Raw genomic sequence first — 23964 nt, 5'->3', positions numbered from 1 at the left:
AATGACGATGTTACGCCCCGCTATACTTCTGTTTATTCTGCTGTCTCTTATTACCGGCGGACTGTATCCGCTGGTGACCACCGCGCTGGGCCAGTGGTGGTTTAAGGATCGGGCCAACGGCTCGCTGATTATGCAAAGCGGTGAAAACCGCGGTTCTCGCCTGATTGGTCAGAACTTTACGGATGCCCGTTACTTCCAGGGACGCCCTTCCGCCACGGCCGAAAGCCCGTATAATCCGATGGCATCCGGCGGCAGCAACCTGGCGGGCAGCAACCCTGAGCTAGACAAAGCCGTTGCTGAGCGCGTGGCAGCCCTGCGCGCCGCCAATCCGCAGGCCAGCCGTGACGTTCCCGTAGAGCTGGTCACCGCCTCTGCCAGCGGGCTGGACTACAGCCTGACGCCGGCAGCAGCGGCATGGCAAATCCCGCGCGTCGCCGCGGCCCGTCAGCTGACCGTCGAACAGATTAGCCAGCTGGTTGCAGAGCACACGCAAAAGCCGCTGGTCAGCTTTATCGGCATGCCCGTGGTGAATATTGTTGAGCTGAATCTGGCGCTGGACGCGCTAAGGAAAAACTAAATGACCGACGAGCCCATGCGCCCGGATCCGGACAGGCTGCTTGAACAGACGGCTGAAGCCCATCGCGGCAAACTGAAAATTTTCTTTGGCGCCTGCGCAGGCGTCGGGAAAACCTTCGCCATGCTGACGGAAGCCCAGCGGCTTCGGGCGCAGGGGCTCGATATTTTGATTGGCGTGGTTGAAACCCACGGACGTAAAGAGACGGCATCGCTGCTGAAGGGTCTGGCTACCCAGCCGCCCCGCCGCATCAGCCACCGCGGTCGGTTAGTTACCGAATTCGATCTTGATGCCGCCCTCGCCCGCCGTCCCGCCCTTATCCTGATGGACGAGCTGGCGCACAGCAATGCGCCAGGCTCACGCCACCCAAAGCGCTGGCAGGATGTTGAAGAGCTGCTTGAAGCCGGCATCGACGTTTTCACGACGGTTAACGTTCAGCATCTTGAAAGCCTGAACGACGTGGTGAGCGGCGTCACCGGCATTCAGGTGCGCGAGACGGTGCCCGATCCCTTCTTTGATTCCGCCGATGAAGTGGTGCTGGTTGACCTGCCCCCTGACGATTTGCGCCAGCGCCTGCACGAAGGCAAGGTTTATATTGCCGGCCAGGCCGAGCGCGCCATCGAACATTTCTTCCGAAAAGGTAACCTGATTGCCCTGCGCGAGCTGGCCCTGCGTCGTACTGCCGATCGCGTCGACGATCAGATGCGCGCCTGGCGTGACCTGCAGGGCCAGGAACGCGTCTGGCATACGCGGGATGCCATCCTGCTGTGCGTCGGCCACGGCAGCGGCAATGAAAAGCTTGTCCGCACCGCCGCTCGCCTGGCGGCCAAATTTGGCAGCGTCTGGCATGCGGTATATGTCGAAACGCCGCAGCTGCACGCTCTGCCCGAAAACCAGCGTCGCGCTATCCTGAGCTCGCTTCGCCTGGCGCAGGAGCTGGGTGCCGAAACCTCCACCCTATCCGATCCTCAGGAAGATAAAGCCATTCTGCGCTACGCCCGTGAGCACAATCTGGGGAAAATCGTGATTGGCCGTCGCCAGCATCGCCGCTGGTTTAGCCGCGAATCGTTTGCTGACAAACTGGCCCGCCGCGCGCCGGATCTGGATCTGGTGATCGTGGCGCTGGACGACAAACCCACGCCCTTACCCAATCGCGCGCCGGACAGCCGCACCTTCAGCGATAAATGGCGCATTCAGCTCCGCGGCTGCCTTGTCGCCGTCGTGCTCTGCGCCCTGATTACCATGATTGCCAGCCAGTGGCTGTTCGCCTTCGACGCCGCCAACCTGGTGATGATCTACCTGCTCGGTGTGGTGGTGGTGGCGCTCTTCTACGGACGCTGGCCGTCCGTGCTGGCGACGGTCATCAACGTCATCAGCTTCGATCTGTTCTTTATTGCCCCGCGCGGAACCCTTGCCGTGTCCGACGTGCAGTACATTCTCACCTTTGGCGTGATGCTCACCGTCGGGCTGGTGATTGGGAACCTGACGGCGGGCGTTCGCTATCAGGCGCGTATCGCCCGCTATCGCGAACAGCGCACGCGCCATCTCTATGAGATGTCGAAATCGCTGGCGGTGGGCCGCACTCCGCTGGATATTGTGCAGACCAGCGAGCAGTTTATTCGCTCGACGTTTCATGCCAGCAACCTGATTTTACTCCCGGACGAACATGGCAAGCTGCGTCCGCTGACGTCCGCCTCAGGCATGACGCCCTGGGACGAAGCCATCGCGCGCTGGAGCTTTGATAAAGGGCTGCCTGCGGGCGCAGGGACCGACACCCTGCCCGGCGTGCCCTATCAAATTCTGCCGCTGCGCAGTGCCGATAAAAATCAGGGGCTGGTGATTGTTGAGCCCTCCAACCTGCGCCAGCTGATGATCCCCGAACAGCAGCGACTGCTGGAGACCTTTACGCTGCTGGTTGCCAGCGCGCTGGAGCGGCTGGCCCTCACCGCCAGCGAAGAGCAGGCCCGGCTGGCGAGCGAGCGTGAAAGCATTCGTAACTCGCTGCTGGCGGCGCTCTCTCACGATCTGCGGACCCCGCTCACCGTCCTGTTTGGTCAGTCAGAAATCCTGACGCTGGACCTGGCGGCGGAAGGCTCTAAACACGCCCTTCAGGCCAGCGAGATCCGCCAGCATGTGCTGAATACCACGCGCCTGGTGAATAACCTGCTCGATATGGCGCGTATCCAGTCAGGCGGTTTTAACCTCAAAAAAGAGTGGCTCACGCTTGAAGAGGTGGTGGGCAGCGCCCTGAAAATGCTCGAACCCGGTCTGGGTGGGCGACATATCGCGCTGAACATGCCCGAGCCCCTGACGTTAATTCATGTCGATGGTCCGCTGTTTGAGCGGGTGCTGATTAACCTGCTGGAAAATGCCGGCAAATATGCGGGCGCCAGTGCTCAAATTGGGGTGGACGCGACGGTGGACGATGGCACGCTTCGCCTTGACGTCTGGGATACCGGGCCGGGTATTCCTGCCGGGCAGGAGCTGGCTATTTTCGAAAAATTCGCGCGCGGCAATAAGGAGTCGGCCATTCCGGGCGTCGGGCTGGGGCTGGCCATTTGTCAGGCGATCATTGACGTCCACGGTGGGTCCATCTCCGCAGAGAATCGTCCGGAAGGCGGCGCGCGGTTTTGTGTTACACTTCCTCTGGAAACCCCGCCAGAACTTAATGAATTACCAGAGGATTTGTGATCAACGTTCTGATTGTTGAAGATGAGATCGCCATTAGCCGTTTTCTGCGCGCTGCGCTGGAAGGAGACGGTCTGCGCGTTCATGATGCGGGTACGCTTCAGCGGGGTTTAATTGAAGCCGCCACCCGCAAGCCGGACCTGGTGATCCTCGATCTTGGTCTACCGGACGGTGACGGCATCGACTTTATCCGGGAAGTGCGTCAGTGGAGCCAGATGCCGATCCTCGTGCTCTCCGCCCGTACCGAAGAGACGGATAAAATCGCGGCGCTGGATGCCGGTGCGGATGACTATCTGATTAAACCTTTTGGTATCGGCGAACTGCAGGCTCGCCTTCGCGTGGCGCTGCGTCGCCACAGCGCAACCACGCCTGCTGACCCAACCTACACGTTTGGGGATATCCGGGTTGACCTGGCCGCGCGGCGCATTGTCCGCGGCGATGAGGAAATTCACCTCACGCCAATAGAATTTCGCCTGCTCGCCGTGCTGCTCAACAACCACGGCAAGGTACTCACCCAACGCCAGCTGTTAAGTCAGGTGTGGGGACCCAACGCTGTGGAACATAGTCATTATTTACGCATATATATGGGACATCTTCGTCAGAAACTCGAAGTCGACCCCGCTCGCCCTCGCCATTTATTAACTGAAACCGGTATCGGTTATCGGTTTATGCTTTGAATAACTATTCATTTTATTATTAAATAAAAAATAAATTCTTCAGAAAATATTTCACAAATAACCCGCGCGTTATTTTTTCGGGTTATTCCCGCTCATTTAAAACATTAACGGAACAACCCGTTAACGCATCATCAACAAATCAGAATTTTGATCTGCCATATTCATTTGAAACGAATATTTATTTCTGATTTGATCGGTTAACGGTGATCTATCTCACGGTTAATCGCCTTTTCCTGGATAAAATGACCATGCTTTCAATTACTGAAAGGAAAATGAAACATGGAAAACAACAATCGCTTAATGCCCCATATAAGGCGGACAACACATATCATGATGTTTGCCCACCGAAACTGCTTTGACTTTCATCTCTTTAATGCCCGGTAGTCCTTCGACTTCTGGCGCACTCGCTTACAGGTCATCCTGAAACACCTTATTTTACAGGCTATTGCCTGTGAACTCGTGCGCTCATTCATCTTGATTCAGACTCATCCGCACCGGGCGGACTGAATTTCAATCATCAAAAAAGCAATTCACTGATTTTAATCAGCGGCCACCCTTTGCTTTTTTTCCGGAAAATTATCGATTTCTTACTTGCAAGAAATCGAGGGACGCTTATTACCTAAAATAAAGAGAGAAAGATGAAAAGTTTAAAAATCGCAGCCAGCCGTGCATGTCCGGATTGCTTTACTACCCAGCGTGAACTGGTGGATGTCCGCGCTTCTGATTATATTGATGTTGCCGCCATTGTTCTGGCGGTCACGGATATTGCCAGCGGTATCCTGGATGAAATAGAAGCCACCGGTTTTGGCATTCCTGTATTTGTCGCGACGCACAAAGAAGAGTTCATCCCGGCAGACTATTTATCGCGCATTCATGGCGTATTTGAGTATTCAGACACCAGCAACGACTTTTATGGACGCCAGCTGGAAGCGGCAGCCCAGAAGTATGAAACCCAGCTGCGCCCGCCGTTTTTCCGCGCGCTTGTCGACTATGTTAAGCAGGGCAACAGCGCGTTTGACTGCCCGGGGCATCAGGGTGGCCAGTTCTTCCGCCGCCATCCTGCCGGTAATCAGTTTGTCGATTTCTTTGGTGAGACGCTTTTCCGCTCCGATCTGTGCAACGCCGACGTGGCGATGGGGGATCTGCTGATCCACGAAGGCGCGCCATGCATCGCCCAGCAGCATGCGGCAAAAGTCTTTAATGCCGATAAGACCTACTTCGTGCTGAATGGCACCTCGTCATCCAACAAAGTGGTGCTTAACGCCCTGCTCACCCCGGGCGACCTGGTACTGTTTGACCGTAACAACCACAAATCTAACCATCACGGTGCCCTCCTCCAGGCTGGCGCAACGCCGGTCTATCTGGAGACCGCGCGCAACCCGTACGGCTTTATTGGCGGCATTGACGCCCACTGCTTTGAAGAGAGCTACCTGCGCGAGCTGGTGACAGAGGTGGCGCCGGGCCGTGCACGCGATGCGCGTCCGTTCCGTCTGGCGGTGATCCAGCTCGGTACCTACGATGGCACCATCTATAACGCCCGTCAGGTGGTGGATAAGATTGGGCACCTGTGTGATTACATCCTGTTTGACTCGGCCTGGGTGGGTTACGAGCAGTTTATTCCGATGATGGCCGACTGCTCTCCGCTGCTGCTGGAGCTGAACGAAAACGATCCGGGGATCCTGGTCACCCAGTCCGTGCATAAACAGCAGGCCGGCTTCTCGCAGACCTCGCAAATCCATAAGAAAGACAGCCATATCAAAGGGCAACCGCGCTATGTCCCGCATAAGCGGCTGAATAATGCCTTTATGATGCACGCCTCCACCAGCCCGTTTTATCCGCTGTTCGCTGCGCTGGACATTAACGCCCGTATGCATGAGGGCCAGAGCGGCCGCAACATGTGGATGGACTGCGTGGTGAACGGTATCGAAGCGCGCAAGCTGATTCTGGAGAACTGCCGCTATCTGCGCCCCTTCGTGCCGGAAACGGTAGATGGCCGCCCGTGGGAAAGCTGGGACACGGCGGAGATTGCGACCGATCTGCGCTTCTTCCACTTCGTACCGGGTGAAAACTGGCACGCTTTTGAAGGCTACGCTGAGCATCAGTATTTTATCGACCCGTGCAAGCTCCTGCTGACCACGCCGGGCATCAACGCCCGCACCGGGGAGTATGAGGACTTCGGCGTGCCCGCCACTATCCTTGCCAACTTCCTGCGCGAAAACGGCATCGTGCCGGAAAAATGCGATCTCAACTCGATCCTGTTCCTGCTCACGCCTGCGGAAGATATGGGCAAACTGCAGCAGCTGGTGGCGCAGCTGGTGCGCTTCGAAAAACTGCTCGAGAGCGATGTTCCGCTAAAAGACGTCCTGCCTTCACTCTACAAACAGCATCCGGAACGTTACGCGGATTACACCCTGCGCCAGATCTGCCAGGAAATGCATGACCTGTACGCCCGCCACAACGTGAAGCAGCTGCAGAAAGAGATGTTCCGCAAGTCTCACTTCCCACGCGTGATGATGAACCCGCAGGACGCGAACTACGCCTATCTGCGCGGTGAAGTTGAACTGGTCTCCCTGCGCGACGCGGAAGGCCGCATCGCCGCCGAAGGCGCGCTCCCTTATCCGCCAGGGGTGCTGTGCGTTGTCCCAGGGGAAGTCTGGGGCGGTTCCGTGCTGCGCTACTTTGCCGCGCTGGAAGAAGGTATCAACCTTCTGCCGGGCTTCGCGCCGGAGCTGCAGGGTGTGTACGTCGAAGAGTGTGAGGGTCGCAAACAGGTTCGCTGCAACGTCATCAAACAACCCGCCGCTCAGCCCGCGCTGCTGAAAGGAGAGAAATTATGAGTAAGTCCAATAAGATGGGCGTGGTGCAGCTGACCATCCTCACCATGGTAAACATGATGGGCTCCGGGATTATCATGCTGCCCACCAAACTGGCAGAGGTGGGTACCATCTCTATCATCTCCTGGCTGGTGACGGCAGTCGGCTCCATGGCGCTGGCGTGGGCATTCGCCAAGTGCGGGATGTTCAGCCGTAAGTCAGGCGGCATGGGTGGCTATGCCGAGTACGCCTTTGGCAAGTCGGGCAACTTTATGGCCAACTATACCTACGGCGTGTCGCTGCTGATTGCCAACGTGGCGATTGCCATCTCCGCGGTGGGTTACGGTACGGAGCTGTTTGGCGCGACGCTCAGCCCGGTACAAATTGGGCTGGCGACCATCGGGGTTCTGTGGATCTGCACCGTGGCTAACTTTGGCGGCGCGCGTATCACCGGGCAGCTCTCCAGCATCACCGTCTGGGGCGTGATTATCCCGGTTGTCGGCCTGTGCATCATCGGCTGGTTCTGGTTCAGCCCGACGCTCTACGCCAACTCCTGGAACCCGCACCATGTGCCGTTCTTTACCGCTGTTGGGTCATCCATCGCCATGACGCTGTGGGCCTTCCTGGGTCTGGAATCCGCCTGCGCGAACGCGGAAGTGGTAGAGAATCCGGAAAAGAACGTGCCGATTGCGGTCCTCGGCGGCACGCTGGGCGCGGCGGTGATCTATATCGTCTCGACTAACGTGATTGCGGGCATCGTACCGAATATGGATCTGGCTAAGTCTACGGCGCCGTTCGGGCTGGCCTTCGCGCAGATGTTCACGCCTGAGGTCGGGAAAGTGATCATGGGTCTGATGGTCATGTCCTGCTGCGGCTCGCTGCTCGGCTGGCAGTTCACCATCGCACAGGTGTTTAAATCCTCGGCTGATGAAGGTTACTTCCCAAAAATCTTCTCCCGCGTGAGCAAAGCCGACGCGCCGGTGCAGGGGATGCTGGCGATTGTCATCTTCCAGAGCGGTTTGTCGCTGATGACCATTAGCCCGTCGCTGAACAGCCAGTTCAACGTCCTGGTCAACCTGGCGGTGGTGACGAATATCATTCCGTATATTCTGTCGATGGCGGCGCTGGTGATTATTCAGAAGGTGGCGAAGGTGGATCCACGCAAAGCGCGTGCGGCCAATATCGTGGCGCTGATTGGAGCAATCTACAGCTTCTATGCGCTCTACTCATCCGGCCAGGAAGCGATGCTGTATGGCGCGATGGTGACCTTTATGGGCTGGACGCTGTACGGTCTGGTGTCACCACGGTTTGAATTGAAGAACAAACACAGTTAGGTAAAAGCAAAACGGCAACCCTGAGGTTGCCGTTTTTAATGTTTTCTCCCTCTCCCTGTGGGAGAGGGTCGGGGTGAGGGCACCAGCCCGCACCAAACCGCACTTACGCGTTTTTCAGCACTTCGCTGACAATCTCTACCGCTTCTTTCTCAATCTGCTGACGGTGCTCAGCGCCGAGGAAGCTTTCGCAATAGATTTTGTACGCATCTTCCGTACCGGATGGACGCGCGGCGAACCAGCCGTTCTCGGTCATCACTTTCAGACCACCAATGGATGCGCCGTTGCCCGGTGCTGCCGTCAGACGGGCAGTGATCGGATCGCCCGCCAGGGTGCTTGCGCTGACCATCTCCGGAGAGAGTTTGGACAGGGCTGCTTTCTGAGCTGACGTCGCGCTAGCCTGAATACGGTTATAGCTTGGTGCACCAAAGCGTGCCGCCAGGTCATTGTAATGTTCCTGCGGGTTTTTACCGGTGACCGCGGTGATTTCCGCCGCCAGCAGGCACATGATGATGCCGTCTTTATCGGTTGACCATGGCGTACCGTCGAAACGCAGGAAAGATGCCCCCGCGCTCTCTTCACCACCAAAACCGAAGCTGCCGTCGTGCAGACCGTCAACGAACCATTTGAAGCCCACCGGCACTTCCACCAGCTTGCGGCCCAGCGCCTCGACCACGCGATCGATCATCGCGGAGGACACCAGCGTTTTACCGACAGCCACCTCTTTGCCCCACTGCGGACGGTGCTGGAACAGGTAGTTAATCGCGACGGCCAGATAGTGGTTCGGGTTCATCAGACCGGCAGGGGTGACGATACCGTGACGGTCATAATCCGGGTCGTTAGCAAACGCCAGGTCGAATTTATCACGCAGCGCCAGCAGGCCCGCCATCGCGCACTCGGAGGAGCAGTCCATACGGATCGCGCCGTCTTTGTCCAGGTGCATAAAGCGGAAGGTCTGATCGACGTGATCGTTCACGATGGTCAGATCCAGCTTGTAATGCTCGGCGATACGTTTCCAGTATTCGATACCGGAGCCGCCCAGCGGATCCACGCCCAGCTTCAGGCCAGCTTTCTGGATGGCCGCCATATCAACGATATCCGCCAGCCCTTCTACGAACGGCTGAACCAGATCCTGCTCTTTCACGTGACCGGACGCCATGGCAGCATCCAGAGAGATGCGCTTCACGCCTTTCAGACCGTCAGCCAGCAGGGCGTTCGCACGATCTTCCACCACTTTGGTGACGTTAGTGTCTGCCGGGCCACCGTTAGGCGGGTTGTATTTGATACCACCGTCTTCCGGCGGGTTGTGGGATGGCGTGATAACGATACCGTCAGCCAGCGCGCCACCTTTTTTGTTGTGCACCAGGATGGCGTTAGAGACCGCAGGCGTTGGGGTGAAGCCGTTGTTCTCCTGAACAATCACGTCGACGCCGTTTGCCGCCAGCACTTCCACCACTGAGATGAACGCCGGTTCAGACAGGGCATGGGTATCTTTCCCCACGTAGCACGGACCGGTAACGCCGTTTTTAGCGCGCTCTTCCGCGATGGCCTGAGCAATGGCCAGAATGTGCGGTTCGTTAAAGCTGTGGCGCGCCGCGCTGCCGCGGTGACCGGATGTACCAAACTTCACTGCGTGTTCTGCGTTGCCCACGACCGGTTTCAGCACGTAATACTGCGCGGTCAGCTGAGCGACGTTAATCAAATCGCTTTGTTGTGCAGGTTGGCCTGCACGGCTGTGATTTGCCATTACCGGGTCCTTCTGATGCAAGGGTTAAATTGTACCGCAAACCTTTTCAATCAATTCCGCCGGGAACTGCATGGACTGCATGATGTGTTCAATCATGCTGCACTTGCGGCCCGTATTGGTATTGGTGATCACCCAGTACGGGGTGCCAGGAACATGTTTGGGTTTGGTTTGATTGCCATTTTGCAGCAGCGTCTGCTCGTCGCCCGCGAAATAGACGCGAGTACGGCCGTGAAGCGACTCGGTCGCTTCAGCAAACGCTTTGTTATCCAGTGAATAAAGTGTAGACAGCACCAGCATAAAGCGGTTAACCGCCTTTTTCTGCTCCGCGTATTCATCGGAGAGCAGCAGCTCGCGCATCGCGCGCACTTTATCTTTTGCCGGCGTCACGGCAGGTTTTGCTTGCGCAACTACGCTCGGCTGAGACACGACATCTTTGGTGACTGGGGTAGCAGGCTGTGAAGCGGCGGAAATTTTAAGCATGCGCCGTAAAATGTCGGACGCGCTCTCCCCGATATGCCGCGTCTGGCTGGCAATATACTGATAGAGTTCGTCATCAACTTCGATTGTTTTCATCTTAATCCAGTGCGATATCTTATCTGAATACAAGTCATTGGGATTATAAGGTCAAATCCCAACAGCGGATAGCGTCAAACCAGGTTGGCGGCAAAAGTCAGATTAAACTGGAACCTTGCAGCCGGGCGGCAGAATGGTCAACATGATACCCTAACCTGACATACGTAAAAAAAGAACTTTGCCATGAAATTGAATACCCGAGCGCAAACTGCACAATCGCAGAACAATAATTCTCCCATCGTACTGGTTCACGGGCTTTTTGGCAGCCTGGATAACCTGGGCGTGCTGGCGCGCGATCTGGTTACCGACCACGATATTTTACAGGTCGATATGCGCAATCACGGTCTTTCCGGGCGTTCCGACGAGATGACCTACGCGGCGATGGCGCGGGATCTGCTGGATACGCTGGATGCACATAGCCTGCAAAAGGTAACGCTGATCGGGCATTCAATGGGTGGCAAAGCAGTGATGGCCCTGACGGCGCTGGCCCCGGAGCGTATTAGCGGCCTGGTGGTGATTGACGTCGCGCCCGTGGATTACGATGTCCGCCGTCATGACGAGATTTTTGCCGCCATTAATGCGGTCACAGAAGCAGGTGTTGCGACACGCCAACAGGCGGCTGCCGTCATGCGTGAACATCTTGATGAAGAAGGCGTCGTGCAGTTCCTGCTGAAGTCGTTTGTTGACGGGCAATGGCGTTTTAACGTGCCGGTGCTCTGGGACCAGTACAACAACATCGTGGGCTGGGAAACCGTCCCGGCCTGGCCACACCCTACCCTCTTTATTCGCGGCGGAAACTCGCCTTACGTTACCGACGCGTTCCGCGACACGCTGCTGGCCCAATTCCCGCAGGCTCGCGCCCACGTGATTGCCGGTGCCGGGCACTGGGTGCATGCGGAAAAACCGGATGCTGTGCTGCGCGCCATTCGCCGCTATCTCGCTGATACTGCAAATTGATTAAAAAGAAAGCGACTGGAAGGCTGTGGGCTTCCAGTCGTTGGCGTGCCGTTTTTGGTGATGTATGATGGCGCGCTTATCGCCCGGGCATTAGCAGGGCGGCGTGTTTCCCCCGAAGTCTCAGAATCATGGCCAAAGAACAAACGGACCGTACGACACTAGATCTGTTCGCGAATGAGCGTCGCCCGGGACGACCCAAGACGAATCCGCTTTCGCGCGATGAACAGCTGCGTATCAATAAACGCAACCAGCTTAAACGCGATAAAAATCGTGGGCTTAAGCGTGTCGAACTGAAGCTTAACGCCGACGCCGTCGATGCGCTGAACGAGCTGGCTGACGCGCGAAATATCAGCCGCAGCGAGCTCATTGAAGAGATGTTGCTCGTCCAGCTTGAGACGTTACGCAGCCAGGCATAAGTCTGAAAATCCCCTTTATCGCCTTTTTCATGTAGCACAGAGTGCAGTCCTGCGCGATAGCTGTTTCCGCAGGGTTGCCAGTTCTGCTATTATTGCCCTTATCCGTGGCCGAATTGCGCCACCATACTATTAAGTTTCAAGAGGTTATTTTACTCATGGCAATCATCGGCATTTTCTTTGGCAGTGATACCGGCAATACCGAAAATATCGCAAAAAACATTCAAAAACAGCTCGGTAAAGACGTTGCTGATGTGCATGACATCGCTAAGAGCAGCAAAGAAGATCTGGAAGGCTATGACATTCTGCTGCTGGGTATCCCAACCTGGTACTACGGTGAAGCCCAGTGCGACTGGGATGATTTCTTCCCGACGCTGGAAGAAGTGGACTTCAACGGTAAGCTGGTGGCCCTGTTTGGCTGTGGCGATCAGGAAGACTACGCCGAATACTTCTGTGACGCGCTGGGTACCATCCGCGATATCATTGAGCCGAATGGCGCGGTTATCGTAGGCCACTGGCCGACCGCCGGTTACCACTTCGAAGCGTCTAAAGGCCTGGCCGATGACGATCACTTCGTGGGTCTGGCTATTGACGAAGACCGTCAGCCAGAGCTGACGGCAGAGCGCGTTGAGAAATGGGTGAAGCAGATCCGTGAGGAACTGCACCTGGACGATATTCTGAACGCCTGATTTTTATCGCGGCGCAGCGGCGGCTGCGCCCGTGCTCCAGGTCAAACCGATTAAATTAATCGCTACAATCTTTTAACTTTTTCGCCCAGACCTGTACAATGTCTCCCTGATAAAATGTGGTTTTCCATTGAGCAAGTTTGTTGGTGATACCCCATTTTTATAAGCATATTTTGCCTGAGACTTGCAGTTTTCATTTAGCCATGGCAGTTCTATAATGAGACGCATTATCCCAGGTGCATTTTCTGTCACTTCCTACAGAAGTGAATCGTTTAGCAACAGGACAGATTCCGCATGACTGACAACAATACCGCATTAAAGAAGGCTGGCCTGAAAGTTACGCTTCCTCGGTTAAAAATCCTTGAAGTGCTTCAGGGTCCAGACAATCACCATGTCAGTGCGGAAGACCTCTATAAACGTCTTATCGACATGGGTGAAGAGATTGGGCTGGCTACCGTCTATCGCGTGCTGAACCAGTTTGATGACGCGGGCATTGTTACCCGTCATAATTTCGAAGGCGGTAAATCTGTTTTCGAACTGACCCAGCAGCAGCACCACGATCATCTGATCTGCCTCGATTGCGGCAAGGTCATTGAATTCAGCGATGATTCCATTGAATCACGCCAGCGTGAAATCGCGGCGCGTCATGGCATCCGCCTGACGAACCACAGCCTGTACCTTTACGGTCACTGCGCTGAAGGCGACTGCCGCGAAGACGACCACGCGCACGACGCGAAATAAGCGAGCGTTTATACTCTGAGCCAGCCGCAAGGTTGGCTTTTTTTTGCCTGAAAAAAGCCCGGTGGCGCTGCGCTTACCGGGCCTACGGGCTATGACACCTTTGTAGGCCCGGTAAGCGCAGCGCCACCGGGCGTAAAGCAACTTATTTATTGTTATTGCGTATCTCGTTCCAGATCTTATCGCAACGCTTCGCCACTTCCTGATCGTTACCGGTTTTACGCGCCTGAATGCAGGCCTGGTAATCCATCACGCGGACGTTCTCCTGCGTCGCGAACTGCTCGTGCGCTTTCTCTTTCTTCAGCACGTTCAGCACGCTCTGACAGGCTTCAATCTTCTCCGGCGATCCTTCCGCAGTATTAATGCAGGCGCTATACGCCTCCTTCAGACGAGTGTCCTCTTTCGGCGCCTGTGTCTGAGCACACGCCACCAGCCCTGATGCCAGCAACGCGACGATTACGATTTTTTTCATCATGTGCAGTCTCCATACCGGCGGGACTCAGCCCGCCGGTGCGTTCATCAGAAGATGGTGAATGGGGCGATAACCATGAATTTCACGTCACGTTCATCCTGGAAGATGTTGCCGTAACCGCCCGCATAGCTCGGGATATCGGAGTGGTTGTCATACTGGGTGAAGTGCAGTTTGAACATCGTGCCTTTCGCGCGGCCATCCTGCAGGGTATAGATAGCATCGAGGCTGTAGGAAGACTCTTTCAGGCGATAGTTGGGATCGTAGTATGCGTCCGGGGTTGCCATATCGGCAGGTTTTGCGTCCCAGGCATAAGCGTAAGAAGCGCCCACTGCCCAGCCAGGCAGGTTCCAGTTTTTCAGATCATACATTGCGCCGAAGAAGACCGCTTTCTCGCCGTCGGCGTTGAAGTCGGAACGGTTATCCCACCAGATATCAAGACGACCGTTGGAGGAGGCGTAGGTCGGGGTCATACGCTGCAGGAAGTAGCCCTGCTGCCCTTCCGCCTTCACCCATGTGCCTTCCAGACGCAAATCAACCTGACCGACCTTGTAGCCGAAGGTTAACGCCTGCAGCCACGCGGTGCCGTCATAAATGTCATTGACGCCGCCGTTACTGACTTTATCGCGCGTACCGTAGAACTGATAGCTGGTGCTCAGCGGGCTACCCGCGACATCGAATTTATAGCTGGCCTTGGCAAAATACTGATCGATATAGCCCTGTGCCTGACCAAATGCCGCTTCAAGCACCAGATCGTTTTTGAAATCGTACTTCGCGCCCAGCGAGTGCAGGTAATCGACTTTGGTTTTTTTATCGTTCTGGTAGAACTTGTCCATCTCGATGTGCCACGGCGCTTTGTACTCGTTGGTCCACATATAGGAGAAGCTCAACGCACCCGCATCACCGTAGTCAAAGTTAGCCCCGGCTTCCGCACCCTGATAGGTACCCGGCATAAAGCTCCAGTGCGGCGCTAACAGGGTCTGGCCAGTTGGCTGAATATAACCACCGCGCGCCCATACCGGGCCGTATTTAAATTTCGCAGCGGCTTTGTAAAGGCTGATACCGCTCTTATCGCCGGACCAGTCTTCTTTATACGCTTTGTTACTGGAGGAGAAGGCGATTTCATTCGGGTGGCCGCTGTCGCCGTTTTCCGCCATTTCAATCGCGGTGAACGCAGCAATATCCAGACCGAACATATCCGCGGCATAGCCTGACTGGAAGTCCAGGTTGGCGTTCCAGGTGGAGTGCGAAAGGTTGGTTTTGTATTTGTCTTCAGTGACGTCTTTACGGTCACGTTCACGCTGCCAGTAATAAATACCGCCCGTGAGGGTAGAATCGTCGATGAAGCCTGCCGCTTTCGCCTCTGGTGTCACCACCAGGCCCGACATTGCTGTCACACCGGCAATAGCCAGCGCCAGCGCACTACGTTTGCCACTGAACGTACGCATAGATTATTCCTCTTTGACGAATTAAAACGCCTGAAACGGCGTAAATAAAAAAGACCAAATGGTCAGGGGTAGTTTTAAATACCCTCGAATTAACTACCGTCTTTAGGTTATTTTTCGCGACGCGAATTATCAATGCTTTTTAGCGGACAAAAGTCAGGATTATGACGAAGTGCACATAATTGGTAGTGATTTGTAACATTTGCAGAGAGGCGAGCAATGGCGGGGAATTATCAGGTATTTCAGTGGCTAGACGTGGGTTCTCTTTCTTTTTTTATCACCTTTTTGATTTTCGTAATGACACAAACTTTTTTAAAAAAAATAAGTAGCACCTCATTGACCTGATATTTTCATGGCACCTCTTTAAGCCCTGGCTTAATACCCTGATCGTTAAATAAAAAAACGCCGCATAGTGCGGCGTTTGTCTCTCATTGACCAGAGCAGCAATATTATTCGCCGATCTTCGTCCAGGTATCACGCAGGCCGACGGTACGGTTAAATACCGGTTTTTCCGCCGTACTGTAACGGCTGTCCAGGCAGAAGTAACCTTCACGTTCAAACTGGAACGCTTTGCCCGCTTCAGCGGCTTTCAGAGAAGGCTCCGCATAACCCTGCTTGATCACCAGAGATTCCGGGTTGATGGTCGCCAGGAAGTCTTCCGCCGCACCCGGGTTAGGCACGCTGAACAGACGATCGTACAGACGAATTTCTACCGGCAGCGCGTGGGAAGCGCTCACCCAGTGAATAACGCCCTTCACTTTACGGCCGTCAGCAGGATCTTTGCTCAGGGTGTCAGCATCATAAGAACAGAAGATGGTGGTGATATTCCCTTCCGCATCTTTCTCTACGCGCTCGGCTTTGATGACGTAGGCATTACGCAGACGCACTTCTTTACCCAGCACCAGACGCTTGTACTGCTTGTTGGCTTCTTCGCGGAAGTCAGCACGATCGATCCAGATTTCGCCGCTGAACGGCACGTCGCGAGTTCCCATCTCCGGCTTGCTCGGATGGTTAGGCATTGCAACCAGTTCGCTCTCGCCCTGCGGGTAGTTTTCGATAACCAGCTTAACCGGGTCGATCACCGCCATCGCGCGCGGGGCGTTTTCGTTCAGGTCTTCACGGATGCAGGACTCCAGAGAAGCGATCTCAATGGTATTGTCCTGCTTGGTGACACCAATACGTTTACAGAACTCGCGGATAGACGCGGAGGTATAACCACGACGGCGCAGACCGGAGATGGTCGGCATACGCGGGTCATCCCAACCTTCAACGTGCTTGTCGGTCACCAGCAGGTTCAGCTTACGCTTGGACATCACGGTGTATTCCAGATTCAGACGAGAGAACTCGTACTGGCGCGGATGCACAGGAATGGTGATGTTATCCAGCACCCAGTCGTACAGACGACGGTTGTCCTGGAACTCCAGCGTACACAGGGAGTGCGTAATGCCTTCCAGCGCATCGCTGATGCAGTGGGTGAAGTCGTACATCGGGTAGATGCACCACTTGTTACCGGTCTGGTGGTGTTCTGCGAACTTGATGCGGTACAGCACCGGATCGCGCATCACGATGAACGGAGACGCCATGTCGATTTTGGCACGCAGGCACGCTTTGCCTTCTTCGAAGCCGCCGGCACGCATTTTTTCAAACAGCGCCAGGTTCTCTTCCACGCTGCGATCGCGGAACGGGCTGTTTTTGCCCGGCGCGGTCAGCGTACCGCGATATTCACGGATTTCATCAGCAGACAGTTCGTCAACATACGCCAGACCTTTATTGATCAGCTCAACCGCGTAGGCGTACAGCTGATCGAAATAGTCAGAGGAGTAGCAGATATCGCCAGACCAGTTGAAGCCCAGCCATTGCACGTCATTCTTGATGGACTCAACGTATTCGATGTCTTCTTTTACTGGGTTGGTGTCATCGAAACGCAGGTTGCACTGTCCCTGGTAGTCTTGCGCAATGCCAAAGTTCAGGCAAATGGACTTCGCATGCCCGATATGCAGGTAGCCGTTCGGCTCCGGCGGAAAGCGGGTATGAACTGTGGTGTGCTTACCACTGGCCAGATCTTCATCGATGATCTGACGAATAAAGTTACTCGGGCGGGCTTCTGCCTCACTCATCGTGGATTCCTCAAAGCGTAAACAACGTATAACGGCGTATGATCTTATAAGCCGGACGTAGTGACAACCCTTAGTTACGGAAAATACGTATCTGATGAAAATAATGGGGGCGTTTGCTGCAAAAAAAAGCGGCGGAGGATATCCCCCGCCGCTTAAGGCATGACTCTACTCAGGAGCGATTACTTGCCTTTAATCTCATACAGCGGCGTTTGACCCGCAACAACCTGACCTTTAGCCTGAATGACCAGGCCACTGAAGTCATCGATGTTGCTGCAAACGACCGGGCTTATCATGGAGCGCGCGTTGGCGTTCAGGAAGTCCAGATCCATTTCCAGAATCGGCTGCCCGGCTACCACTTCAGCGCCCTCTTCCACCAGGCGAGTAAAGCCCTGACCGTTCAGCGCAACGGTATCGATACCCATATGGACAACGATCTCCGCGCCATTTTCGGTTTCGAGGCAGAACGCGTGGTTGGTGTTGAAGATTTTCACGATGGTACCGGCCGCCGGAGACACAACGGTTTTTTCCGTTGGTTTCACCGCCACACCGTCACCGACCGCTTTGCTGGCGAACGCTTCGTCAGGCACCTGCTCAATTGCAACGACTTCACCGGTTACCGGTGAAACCAGCGCGGCTACCGTTTTGGCGTTGGGTACCGCCTGCGGTTTTGTAGCCGCTGGCGCGGCGGCAGGTGCGGCAGAAGCTTCTGCTGCGGCTACCGGACCGGTGGTTTTCATGGCGTTAGCAATTTTCTCTGCCACGAAGCCAACGATAATCTGCACGCTGGTTTTGTTCAGGCGGATAACGCCGGAAGCACCCAGACGTTTGGCCAGCGCTTCGTTCACCAGGGAAGAGTCTTTAACGTTCAGACGCAGGCGAGTGATACAGGCGTCGATACCGGTCAGGTTGTCAGAACCGCCGACAGCGGCGATGTACTGACGCGCCAGACCTGATACGTCCTGATCCTGAGCACCGCTCACGTTCATATCCTGACCATCCGCTTCGCTACCGGCCACAGCCAGTTCGCGACCCGGCGTCATCAGGTTGAATTTGGTGATAGTGAAACGGAACACCATGTAGTAAATCGCGAAGAACACCAGACCTTGCGGGATCAGCATCCACCAGTGGGTCGCCAGCGGGTTACGGGACGACAGCACCATATCCACCAGACCGGCGCTGAAGCCGAAACCGGCAATCCAGTGCATGCTGGCAGCGATGAACACGGAGATACCGGTCAGCACGGCGTGGATCACATACAGAACCGGCGCCACGAACATGAAGGAGAACTCCAGCGGCTCGGTGATACCGGTGAAGAAGGCCGCGAACGCCCCCGCCATCATGATACCCAGCACTTTCGCTTTATTCTCTGGACGCGCGCAGTGGTAGATAGCCAGCGCAGCACCCGGCAGACCAAACATCATGATCGGGAAGAAGCCAGCCTGGTAACGACCGGTGATACCGACAACCGCTTTTCCTGCTTCGATGGACTGTGCGCCACCCAGGAAGTTAGGGATATCGTTAATACCGGCCACGTCGAACCAGAATACGGAGTTCAGCGCATGGTGCAGACCGACCGGGATCAGCAGACGGTTGAAGAACGCGTACACGCCCGCACCGACAGAACCCAGCTTCTGGATGTGCTCACCGAAGTTCACCAGACCGTCGAAGATCATCGGCCAGACGTACATCATGATGAACGCGACAACGATCATCACAAACGAGGTCAGGATGGGGACCAGGCGGCGACCGCTAAAGAAGGAGAGCGCTTTTGGCAGCTCCACGCTGCTGAAGCGGTTATACAGTTCAGCGGAGATGATACCCACAAGGATACCGACAAACTGGTTGCTGATCTTACCGAATGCCGCCGGAACCTGGTCCGCCGGAATTTTTTGGATCATGGCCACCGCTGCAGGCGAGCAGAGGGTGGTTAACACGAGGAAACCGACAAAACCGGTCAGCGCAGCGGCGCCGTCTTTGTCTTTGGACATACCGTAAGCCACACCAATCGCGAACAACACGGACATGTTGTCGATAATGGCGGAACCTGACTTGATAAAGAACGCCGCCAGCGCGCTGGTATTACCCCAGCCGTTGGGGTCGATCCAGTAGCCGACACCCATCAGGATGGCTGCGGCAGGCAGCGTGGCGACCGGCACCATCAGTGCGCGACCAACCTTTTGTAAATAACCTAGAATACTCACTTTCTTCCCCCTATGAGACCCCGTTTAAGGCATGTTCTCAGCTCTGTTTTTTATTGTGTCACGAACGATAGATACCGTTGATGCTTCACTGGCATTGTGAGTGTGTGAAAAATTAATTCGTATCGCAAATTAAACGCGTACTTTTTGTGATTTTTGTCACCAAATATCGTTATTTACCCTCCCTCATACTGGCTAACAGCGAAAACTTATTTTATCATTCAAAAAATCAAGACGGATTGATCCGGCCTGAAAGTTTCCAGGTTACGCTTAAGTATCAGGTTCCGATAGCCATCCGCCCACTCTTCTACTTTAACTCTTGAGGTGAACAATGAGACTGATTCCCCTGGCAACTGCTGAACAAGTTGGTAAATGGGCCGCTCGCCATATCGTTAATCGTATTAACGCGTTCAAACCGACCGCCGATCGTCCTTTCGTTCTTGGACTTCCGACAGGCGGCACGCCGCTGACCGCCTATAAGGCGCTGGTTGAGATGCATAAAGCAGGCCAGGTTAGCTTCAAACATGTTGTGACCTTCAATATGGATGAATATGTTGGCTTACCGAAAGACCACCCGGAAAGCTACCACAGCTTTATGCACCGCAATTTCTTTGATCACGTTGATATTCCATCTGAAAATATTAACCTGCTGAATGGAAACGCGCCTGATATTGACGCAGAATGCCGTCAGTATGAAGAAAAAATCCGTTCTTACGGTAAGATCCACCTGTTCATGGGTGGTGTAGGTAATGATGGTCATATCGCGTTCAACGAACCGGCGTCATCTCTGGCTTCTCGCACCCGTATTAAAACGCTGACCCATGACACCCGCGTGGCAAACTCCCGCTTCTTTGACGGCGATGTTAACCAGGTTCCAAAATACGCCCTGACCGTTGGCGTAGGCACCCTGCTGGATGCCGAAGAAGTGATGATTCTGGTGCTGGGCGGCGTGAAAGCGCAAGCGCTCCAGGCTGCCGTTGAAGGCAACGTTAACCATATGTGGACCATCAGCTGCCTGCAGCTGCATCCTAAATCAGTCATCGTCTGCGACGAACCGTCCACGATGGAGCTGAAGGTAAAAACGCTGAAATACTTCAACGAGTTAGAAGCTGAGAACATCAAAGGTCTGTAATTGAATAACCGCCTCTTCATCAAGAGGCGGCCGCTTTTTTTAACCGGGGGTCGTTATGTACGCTTTAACCCACGGTCGGATTTATACCGGCCATGAAATTCTGGATGACCATGCGATTGTTATCGCTGATGGCCTGATTGAACGTGTTTGCCCGCTGGCAGAACTGCCGCCGGAGATTGAACAGCGCTCACTCAATGGAGCAGTAATCTCCCCCGGTTTCATCGACGTTCAGCTCAACGGCTGCGGCGGTGTGCAGTTCAATGACACCGCGGATGCGGTGACGGTCGAAACGCTGGAGATCATGCAGAAAGCCAACGAGAAATCGGGCTGCACCAGCTATTTGCCAACGCTCATCACCAGCAGTGATGATCTCATGAAGCAGGGTATCCGCGTGATGCGCGAATACCTGGCCAAACACCCTAATCAGGCGCTGGGTCTGCACCTTGAAGGGCCATGGCTGAATATGGTCAAGAAAGGAACGCATAACCCGGATTACGTGCGTAAACCTGATGCGGAGCTGGTTGACTACATGTGTGCGAACGCCGATGTGATCACCAAAGTGACGCTGGCGCCTGAAATGACGGGTACGGATGTCATCAGCAAACTGGCTGGTGCCGGGATTATCGTTTCAGCAGGCCACTCAAACGCGACGCTGAAAGAAGCGAAAGCCGGTTTCCGCGCGGGCATTACCTTCGCAACGCACCTTTACAACGCCATGCCGTATATCACAGGCCGTGAACCGGGTCTGGTCGGGGCGATTCTGGATGAGCCAGACGTCTACTGCGGCATTATTGCTGACGGCATGCATGTCGATTACACCAACATCCGCAACGCTAAGCGGCTGAAAGGTGACAAGCTTTGTCTGGTGACGGATGCCACCGCACCGGCAGGTGCAAATATTGAGCAGTTCATTTTTGCCGGTAAAACAATATACTACCGCAATGGACTGTGTGTGGATGAAAACGGTACGCTGAGCGGTTCCTCTTTGACCATGATTGAAGGGGTGCGTAACCTGGTTGAACATTGCGGGATTGCGCTTGATGAGGTCCTGCGTATGGCAACCCTTTATCCGGCTCGCGCAATGGGCGTGGATAAACAGCTCGGCGGAATTGCACCAGGTATGGTTGCAAACCTGACGGCATTCACACACGATTATAAAATTATTAAGACCATCGTTAATGGTAACGAGGTCGTCACTGAGTAAGTAAAAGTATGACACCTGGCGGACAAGCTCAAATCGGTAATGTCGATCTCGTTAAACAACTTAACAGTGCGGCGGTGTACCGCCTGATTGACCAGCACGGACCAATCTCGCGAATTCAGATAGCCGAACAAAGCCAGCTTGCTCCCGCCAGCGTGACAAAAATTACCCGTCAGCTCATTGAGCGCGGTCTGATCAAAGAAGTCGATCAGCAGGCCTCCACCGGGGGCCGCCGCGCGATCTCCATTATCACCGAAACCCGCAATTTTCAGGCCATTGGCGTCCGTCTGGGCCGCCATGACACCACGCTCACCCTGTACGATCTGAGCAGTAAAGCCATTGCGGAAGAACACTACCCTCTTCCGGAGCGCACCCAGGAGACGCTGGAGCATGCGCTGCTCAATACCATCGCGCAGTTTATTGAAAGCTGTCAGCGCAAGATCCGCGAACTCATCGCCATCTCCGTAATTCTGCCCGGTCTGGTCGACCCGGAAAGCGGCGTGATCCGCTATATGCCGCACATTCAGGTTGAAAACTGGGGGCTGGTCGACGCGCTGGAAAAGCGTTTTAAAGTGACCTGCTTTGTGGGTCACGACATTCGCTCGCTGGCGCTGGCAGAGCACTACTTTGGTGCGAGCCAGGACTGTGAAGACTCTATTCTGGTGCGCGTTCACCGCGGAACGGGCGCGGGTATTATCTCTAACGGCCGAATTTTTATTGGTCGCAACGGTAACGTCGGCGAGATTGGCCATATTCAGGTTGAGCCCCTCGGGGAGCGCTGCCACTGCGGCAACTTCGGTTGTCTTGAAACCATTGCCGCCAACACAGCCATCGAGCAGCGCGTTCGCCATCTCCTTGAACAGGGTTACCAAAGCCGCGTCACGCTGGACGATTGCAAGATAGGCACCATCTGCAAAGCCGCCAATAAGGGCGACGCGCTGGCCTGCGAAGTAATCGAGCAGGTAGGACGCCACCTGGGGAAAACCATCGCCATCGCCATCAACCTGTTTAACCCACAAAAAGTGGTGATCGCCGGTGAAATTGTGGAAGCGGAAAAGGTGCTGCTCCCCGCCATTGAAGGCTGTATTAACACCCAGGCGCTGAAAGCATTCCGCCAGAATCTCCCGGTGGTTCGTTCAAAGCTTGACCATCGCTCGGCGATTGGCGCGTTCGCGCTGGTCAAACGCGCCATGCTCAACGGAATTCTGCTGCAGCATTTGCTGGAAAGCTGATCGGACCTTATAGTAACGCCTTCTTTTTTTGATGTCGGACTGTCCATGACCATTAAGAATGTAATTTGTGATATTGACGGCGTGCTGATGCACGACAACGTTGCCGTGCCGGGTGCTGCGGAGTTTCTTCACCGCATCATCGACAAAGGAATGCCACTGGTTCTGCTCACGAACTACCCTTCCCAAACAGGTCAGGATCTGGCAAACCGCTTTGCCACGGCGGGTGTCGACGTCCCGGACAGCGTGTTTTATACCTCGGCGATGGCCACGGCGGATTTTCTGAAGCGTCAGGAAGGGAAAAAAGCCTACGTGGTGGGTGAAGGCGCGCTGATCCACGAGCTGTACAAAGCGGGTTTTACCATCACCGATGTTAATCCGGACTTTGTGATTGTCGGCGAAACGCGCTCCTTTAACTGGGAGATGATGCATAAAGCTGCATACTTTGTCGCCAGCGGCGCGCGCTTTATCGCCACCAACCCGGATACGCACGGCCGTGGTTTTTATCCGGCCTGCGGCGCGCTCTGCGCCGGTATCGAGAAAATCTCCGGTCGTAAGCCGTTTGTAGTCGGGAAACCTAGCCCATGGATCATTCGTGCCGCGCTGAACAAAATGCAGGCCCACTCTGAAGAAACCGTTATTGTCGGCGACAACCTGCGCACCGATATTCTGGCCGGTTTCCAGGCGGGTCTGGAGACGATACTGGTCCTCTCCGGCGTCTCTCAACTTGATGACATTGATTCGATGCCGTTCCGGCCAAGCTGGATTTACCCCTCCGTCGATGAAATTGACATTATCTGATACCGAACCACGCCTCAGGGCGTGGTTTTTCATTTAAGGCCTATACAAACAAAACCCCATCTAACAAAAAGCACGTTTTATTGAATAACCATCAATAAAAGACTTCATGACGTACTCTTTTTTCACTATTCCACAATCACCATTGCACTATTTCCGTTTTCACCCGTAAAACGCT

Annotated in this window: 20 protein-coding genes; 14 read left to right on the top strand and 6 right to left on the bottom strand. The window is 54.9% G+C overall.

The window, feature by feature from the left end; all coding sequences use genetic code 11:
- The first annotated feature begins 1 nt into the window (after window position 1).
- From kdpC to potE, 6 genes are all read left to right on the top strand, one after another.
- Complete coding sequence (gene kdpC, locus KIF87_RS21670) at window positions 2-577, top strand: potassium-transporting ATPase subunit KdpC (protein WP_213330650.1); 576 nt, start codon at window positions 2-4, stop codon at window positions 575-577.
- Window positions 578-3265: a two-component system sensor histidine kinase KdpD gene (gene kdpD / locus KIF87_RS21665; protein WP_213330648.1), complete on the top strand. Its 2688-nt coding sequence runs from the start codon at window positions 578-580 to the stop codon at window positions 3263-3265.
- Entirely contained in the window at window positions 3262-3939 is a 678-nt protein-coding gene (gene kdpE, locus KIF87_RS21660) for a two-component system response regulator KdpE (protein ID WP_024908812.1), read from the top strand. The genes kdpD and kdpE overlap by 4 nt, the downstream gene beginning before the upstream one ends.
- Window positions 3940-4218: 279 nt before the next feature.
- Complete coding sequence (gene speFL, locus KIF87_RS21655) at window positions 4219-4323, top strand: leader peptide SpeFL (protein ID WP_003858645.1); 105 nt, start codon at window positions 4219-4221, stop codon at window positions 4321-4323.
- 254 nt (window positions 4324-4577) lie between these two features.
- The gene (gene speF, locus KIF87_RS21650) at window positions 4578-6776 is read left to right on the top strand and encodes an ornithine decarboxylase SpeF (protein ID WP_213330646.1); all 2199 of its coding nucleotides are present in this window, start codon (window positions 4578-4580) and stop codon (window positions 6774-6776) included.
- Complete coding sequence (gene potE / locus KIF87_RS21645; protein ID WP_119935064.1) at window positions 6773-8086, top strand: putrescine-ornithine antiporter; 1314 nt, start codon at window positions 6773-6775, stop codon at window positions 8084-8086. The genes speF and potE overlap by 4 nt, the downstream gene beginning before the upstream one ends.
- A gap of 103 nt (window positions 8087-8189) precedes the next feature.
- On the opposite strand, the gene pgm is transcribed toward potE, so the two are convergent.
- Window positions 8190-9830, bottom strand: a complete 1641-nt coding sequence (gene pgm, locus KIF87_RS21640; protein ID WP_032649535.1) for a phosphoglucomutase (alpha-D-glucose-1,6-bisphosphate-dependent) — start codon at window positions 9828-9830, stop codon at window positions 8190-8192.
- Between the two features lie 24 nt (window positions 9831-9854).
- Window positions 9855-10403: a replication initiation negative regulator SeqA gene (gene seqA / locus KIF87_RS21635; protein WP_008501070.1), complete on the bottom strand. Its 549-nt coding sequence runs from the start codon at window positions 10401-10403 to the stop codon at window positions 9855-9857.
- 183 nt (window positions 10404-10586) lie between these two features.
- Between seqA and ybfF the strand changes: the two genes are divergently transcribed.
- The 4 genes from ybfF to fur all read left to right on the top strand — a co-directional run bounded on the left by ybfF (window position 10587) and on the right by fur (window position 13200).
- A complete protein-coding gene (gene ybfF / locus KIF87_RS21630) occupies window positions 10587-11360 on the top strand; it encodes an esterase (protein WP_213330644.1) in 774 nt (257 codons plus the stop codon).
- Window positions 11361-11488: 128 nt separating this feature from the next.
- Window positions 11489-11776, top strand: a complete 288-nt coding sequence (gene ybfE / locus KIF87_RS21625) for a LexA regulated protein (RefSeq protein ID WP_028019455.1) — start codon at window positions 11489-11491, stop codon at window positions 11774-11776.
- A 155-nt stretch (window positions 11777-11931) separates the two neighbouring features.
- A complete protein-coding gene (fldA, locus tag KIF87_RS21620) occupies window positions 11932-12462 on the top strand; it encodes a flavodoxin FldA (RefSeq protein ID WP_008501067.1) in 531 nt (176 codons plus the stop codon).
- Window positions 12463-12753: 291 nt separating this feature from the next.
- The gene (fur, locus tag KIF87_RS21615) at window positions 12754-13200 is read left to right on the top strand and encodes a ferric iron uptake transcriptional regulator (protein ID WP_023310771.1); all 447 of its coding nucleotides are present in this window, start codon (window positions 12754-12756) and stop codon (window positions 13198-13200) included.
- Window positions 13201-13342: 142 nt separating this feature from the next.
- Here fur and chiQ read toward each other — a convergent pair whose 3' ends face one another.
- From chiQ to nagE, 4 genes are all read right to left on the bottom strand, one after another.
- Window positions 13343-13669 (bottom strand): ChiQ/YbfN family lipoprotein, encoded by a 327-nt coding sequence (chiQ, locus tag KIF87_RS21610; protein ID WP_032661388.1) that lies wholly within the window; start codon window positions 13667-13669, stop codon window positions 13343-13345.
- A gap of 47 nt (window positions 13670-13716) precedes the next feature.
- Complete coding sequence (gene chiP / locus KIF87_RS21605) at window positions 13717-15114, bottom strand: chitoporin ChiP (RefSeq protein WP_023334910.1); 1398 nt, start codon at window positions 15112-15114, stop codon at window positions 13717-13719.
- 446 nt (window positions 15115-15560) lie between these two features.
- Window positions 15561-17228 (bottom strand): glutamine--tRNA ligase, encoded by a 1668-nt coding sequence (gene glnS, locus KIF87_RS21600; protein ID WP_213330642.1) that lies wholly within the window; start codon window positions 17226-17228, stop codon window positions 15561-15563.
- A gap of 179 nt (window positions 17229-17407) precedes the next feature.
- The gene (gene nagE, locus KIF87_RS21595; protein WP_213330640.1) at window positions 17408-19429 is read right to left on the bottom strand and encodes an N-acetylglucosamine-specific PTS transporter subunit IIBC; all 2022 of its coding nucleotides are present in this window, start codon (window positions 19427-19429) and stop codon (window positions 17408-17410) included.
- Window positions 19430-19757: 328 nt separating this feature from the next.
- Here nagE and nagB point away from each other — a divergent pair, with 328 nt between their 5' ends.
- Genes nagB through nagD form a run of 4 tightly spaced genes read left to right on the top strand, consistent with a single transcriptional unit; the run spans window position 19758 to window position 23789 of the window.
- Window positions 19758-20558: a glucosamine-6-phosphate deaminase gene (gene nagB / locus KIF87_RS21590; RefSeq protein WP_023310765.1), complete on the top strand. Its 801-nt coding sequence runs from the start codon at window positions 19758-19760 to the stop codon at window positions 20556-20558.
- Window positions 20559-20613: 55 nt separating this feature from the next.
- On the top strand, window positions 20614-21762 hold the full coding sequence (gene nagA, locus KIF87_RS21585; RefSeq protein WP_213330638.1) for an N-acetylglucosamine-6-phosphate deacetylase: 1149 nt from the start codon (window positions 20614-20616) through the stop codon (window positions 21760-21762).
- 8 nt (window positions 21763-21770) lie between these two features.
- Complete coding sequence (gene nagC / locus KIF87_RS21580; RefSeq protein ID WP_021242995.1) at window positions 21771-22991, top strand: DNA-binding transcriptional regulator NagC; 1221 nt, start codon at window positions 21771-21773, stop codon at window positions 22989-22991.
- Window positions 22992-23036: 45 nt separating this feature from the next.
- Window positions 23037-23789, top strand: coding sequence for a ribonucleotide monophosphatase NagD (nagD, locus tag KIF87_RS21575; protein WP_063143173.1), 753 nt, complete (start codon window positions 23037-23039; stop codon window positions 23787-23789).
- The last annotated feature ends 175 nt before the right edge of the window (window positions 23790-23964 follow it).

The sequence above is a fragment of the Enterobacter sp. 120016 genome (assembly GCF_018383635.1).
In the GTDB taxonomy this organism is placed as follows: Bacteria; Pseudomonadota; Gammaproteobacteria; order Enterobacterales; family Enterobacteriaceae; genus Enterobacter; species Enterobacter asburiae_D.
The sequence above is the reverse complement of the archived record's forward strand: the minus strand, read 5'-3'. Positions and strand labels throughout refer to the sequence as shown.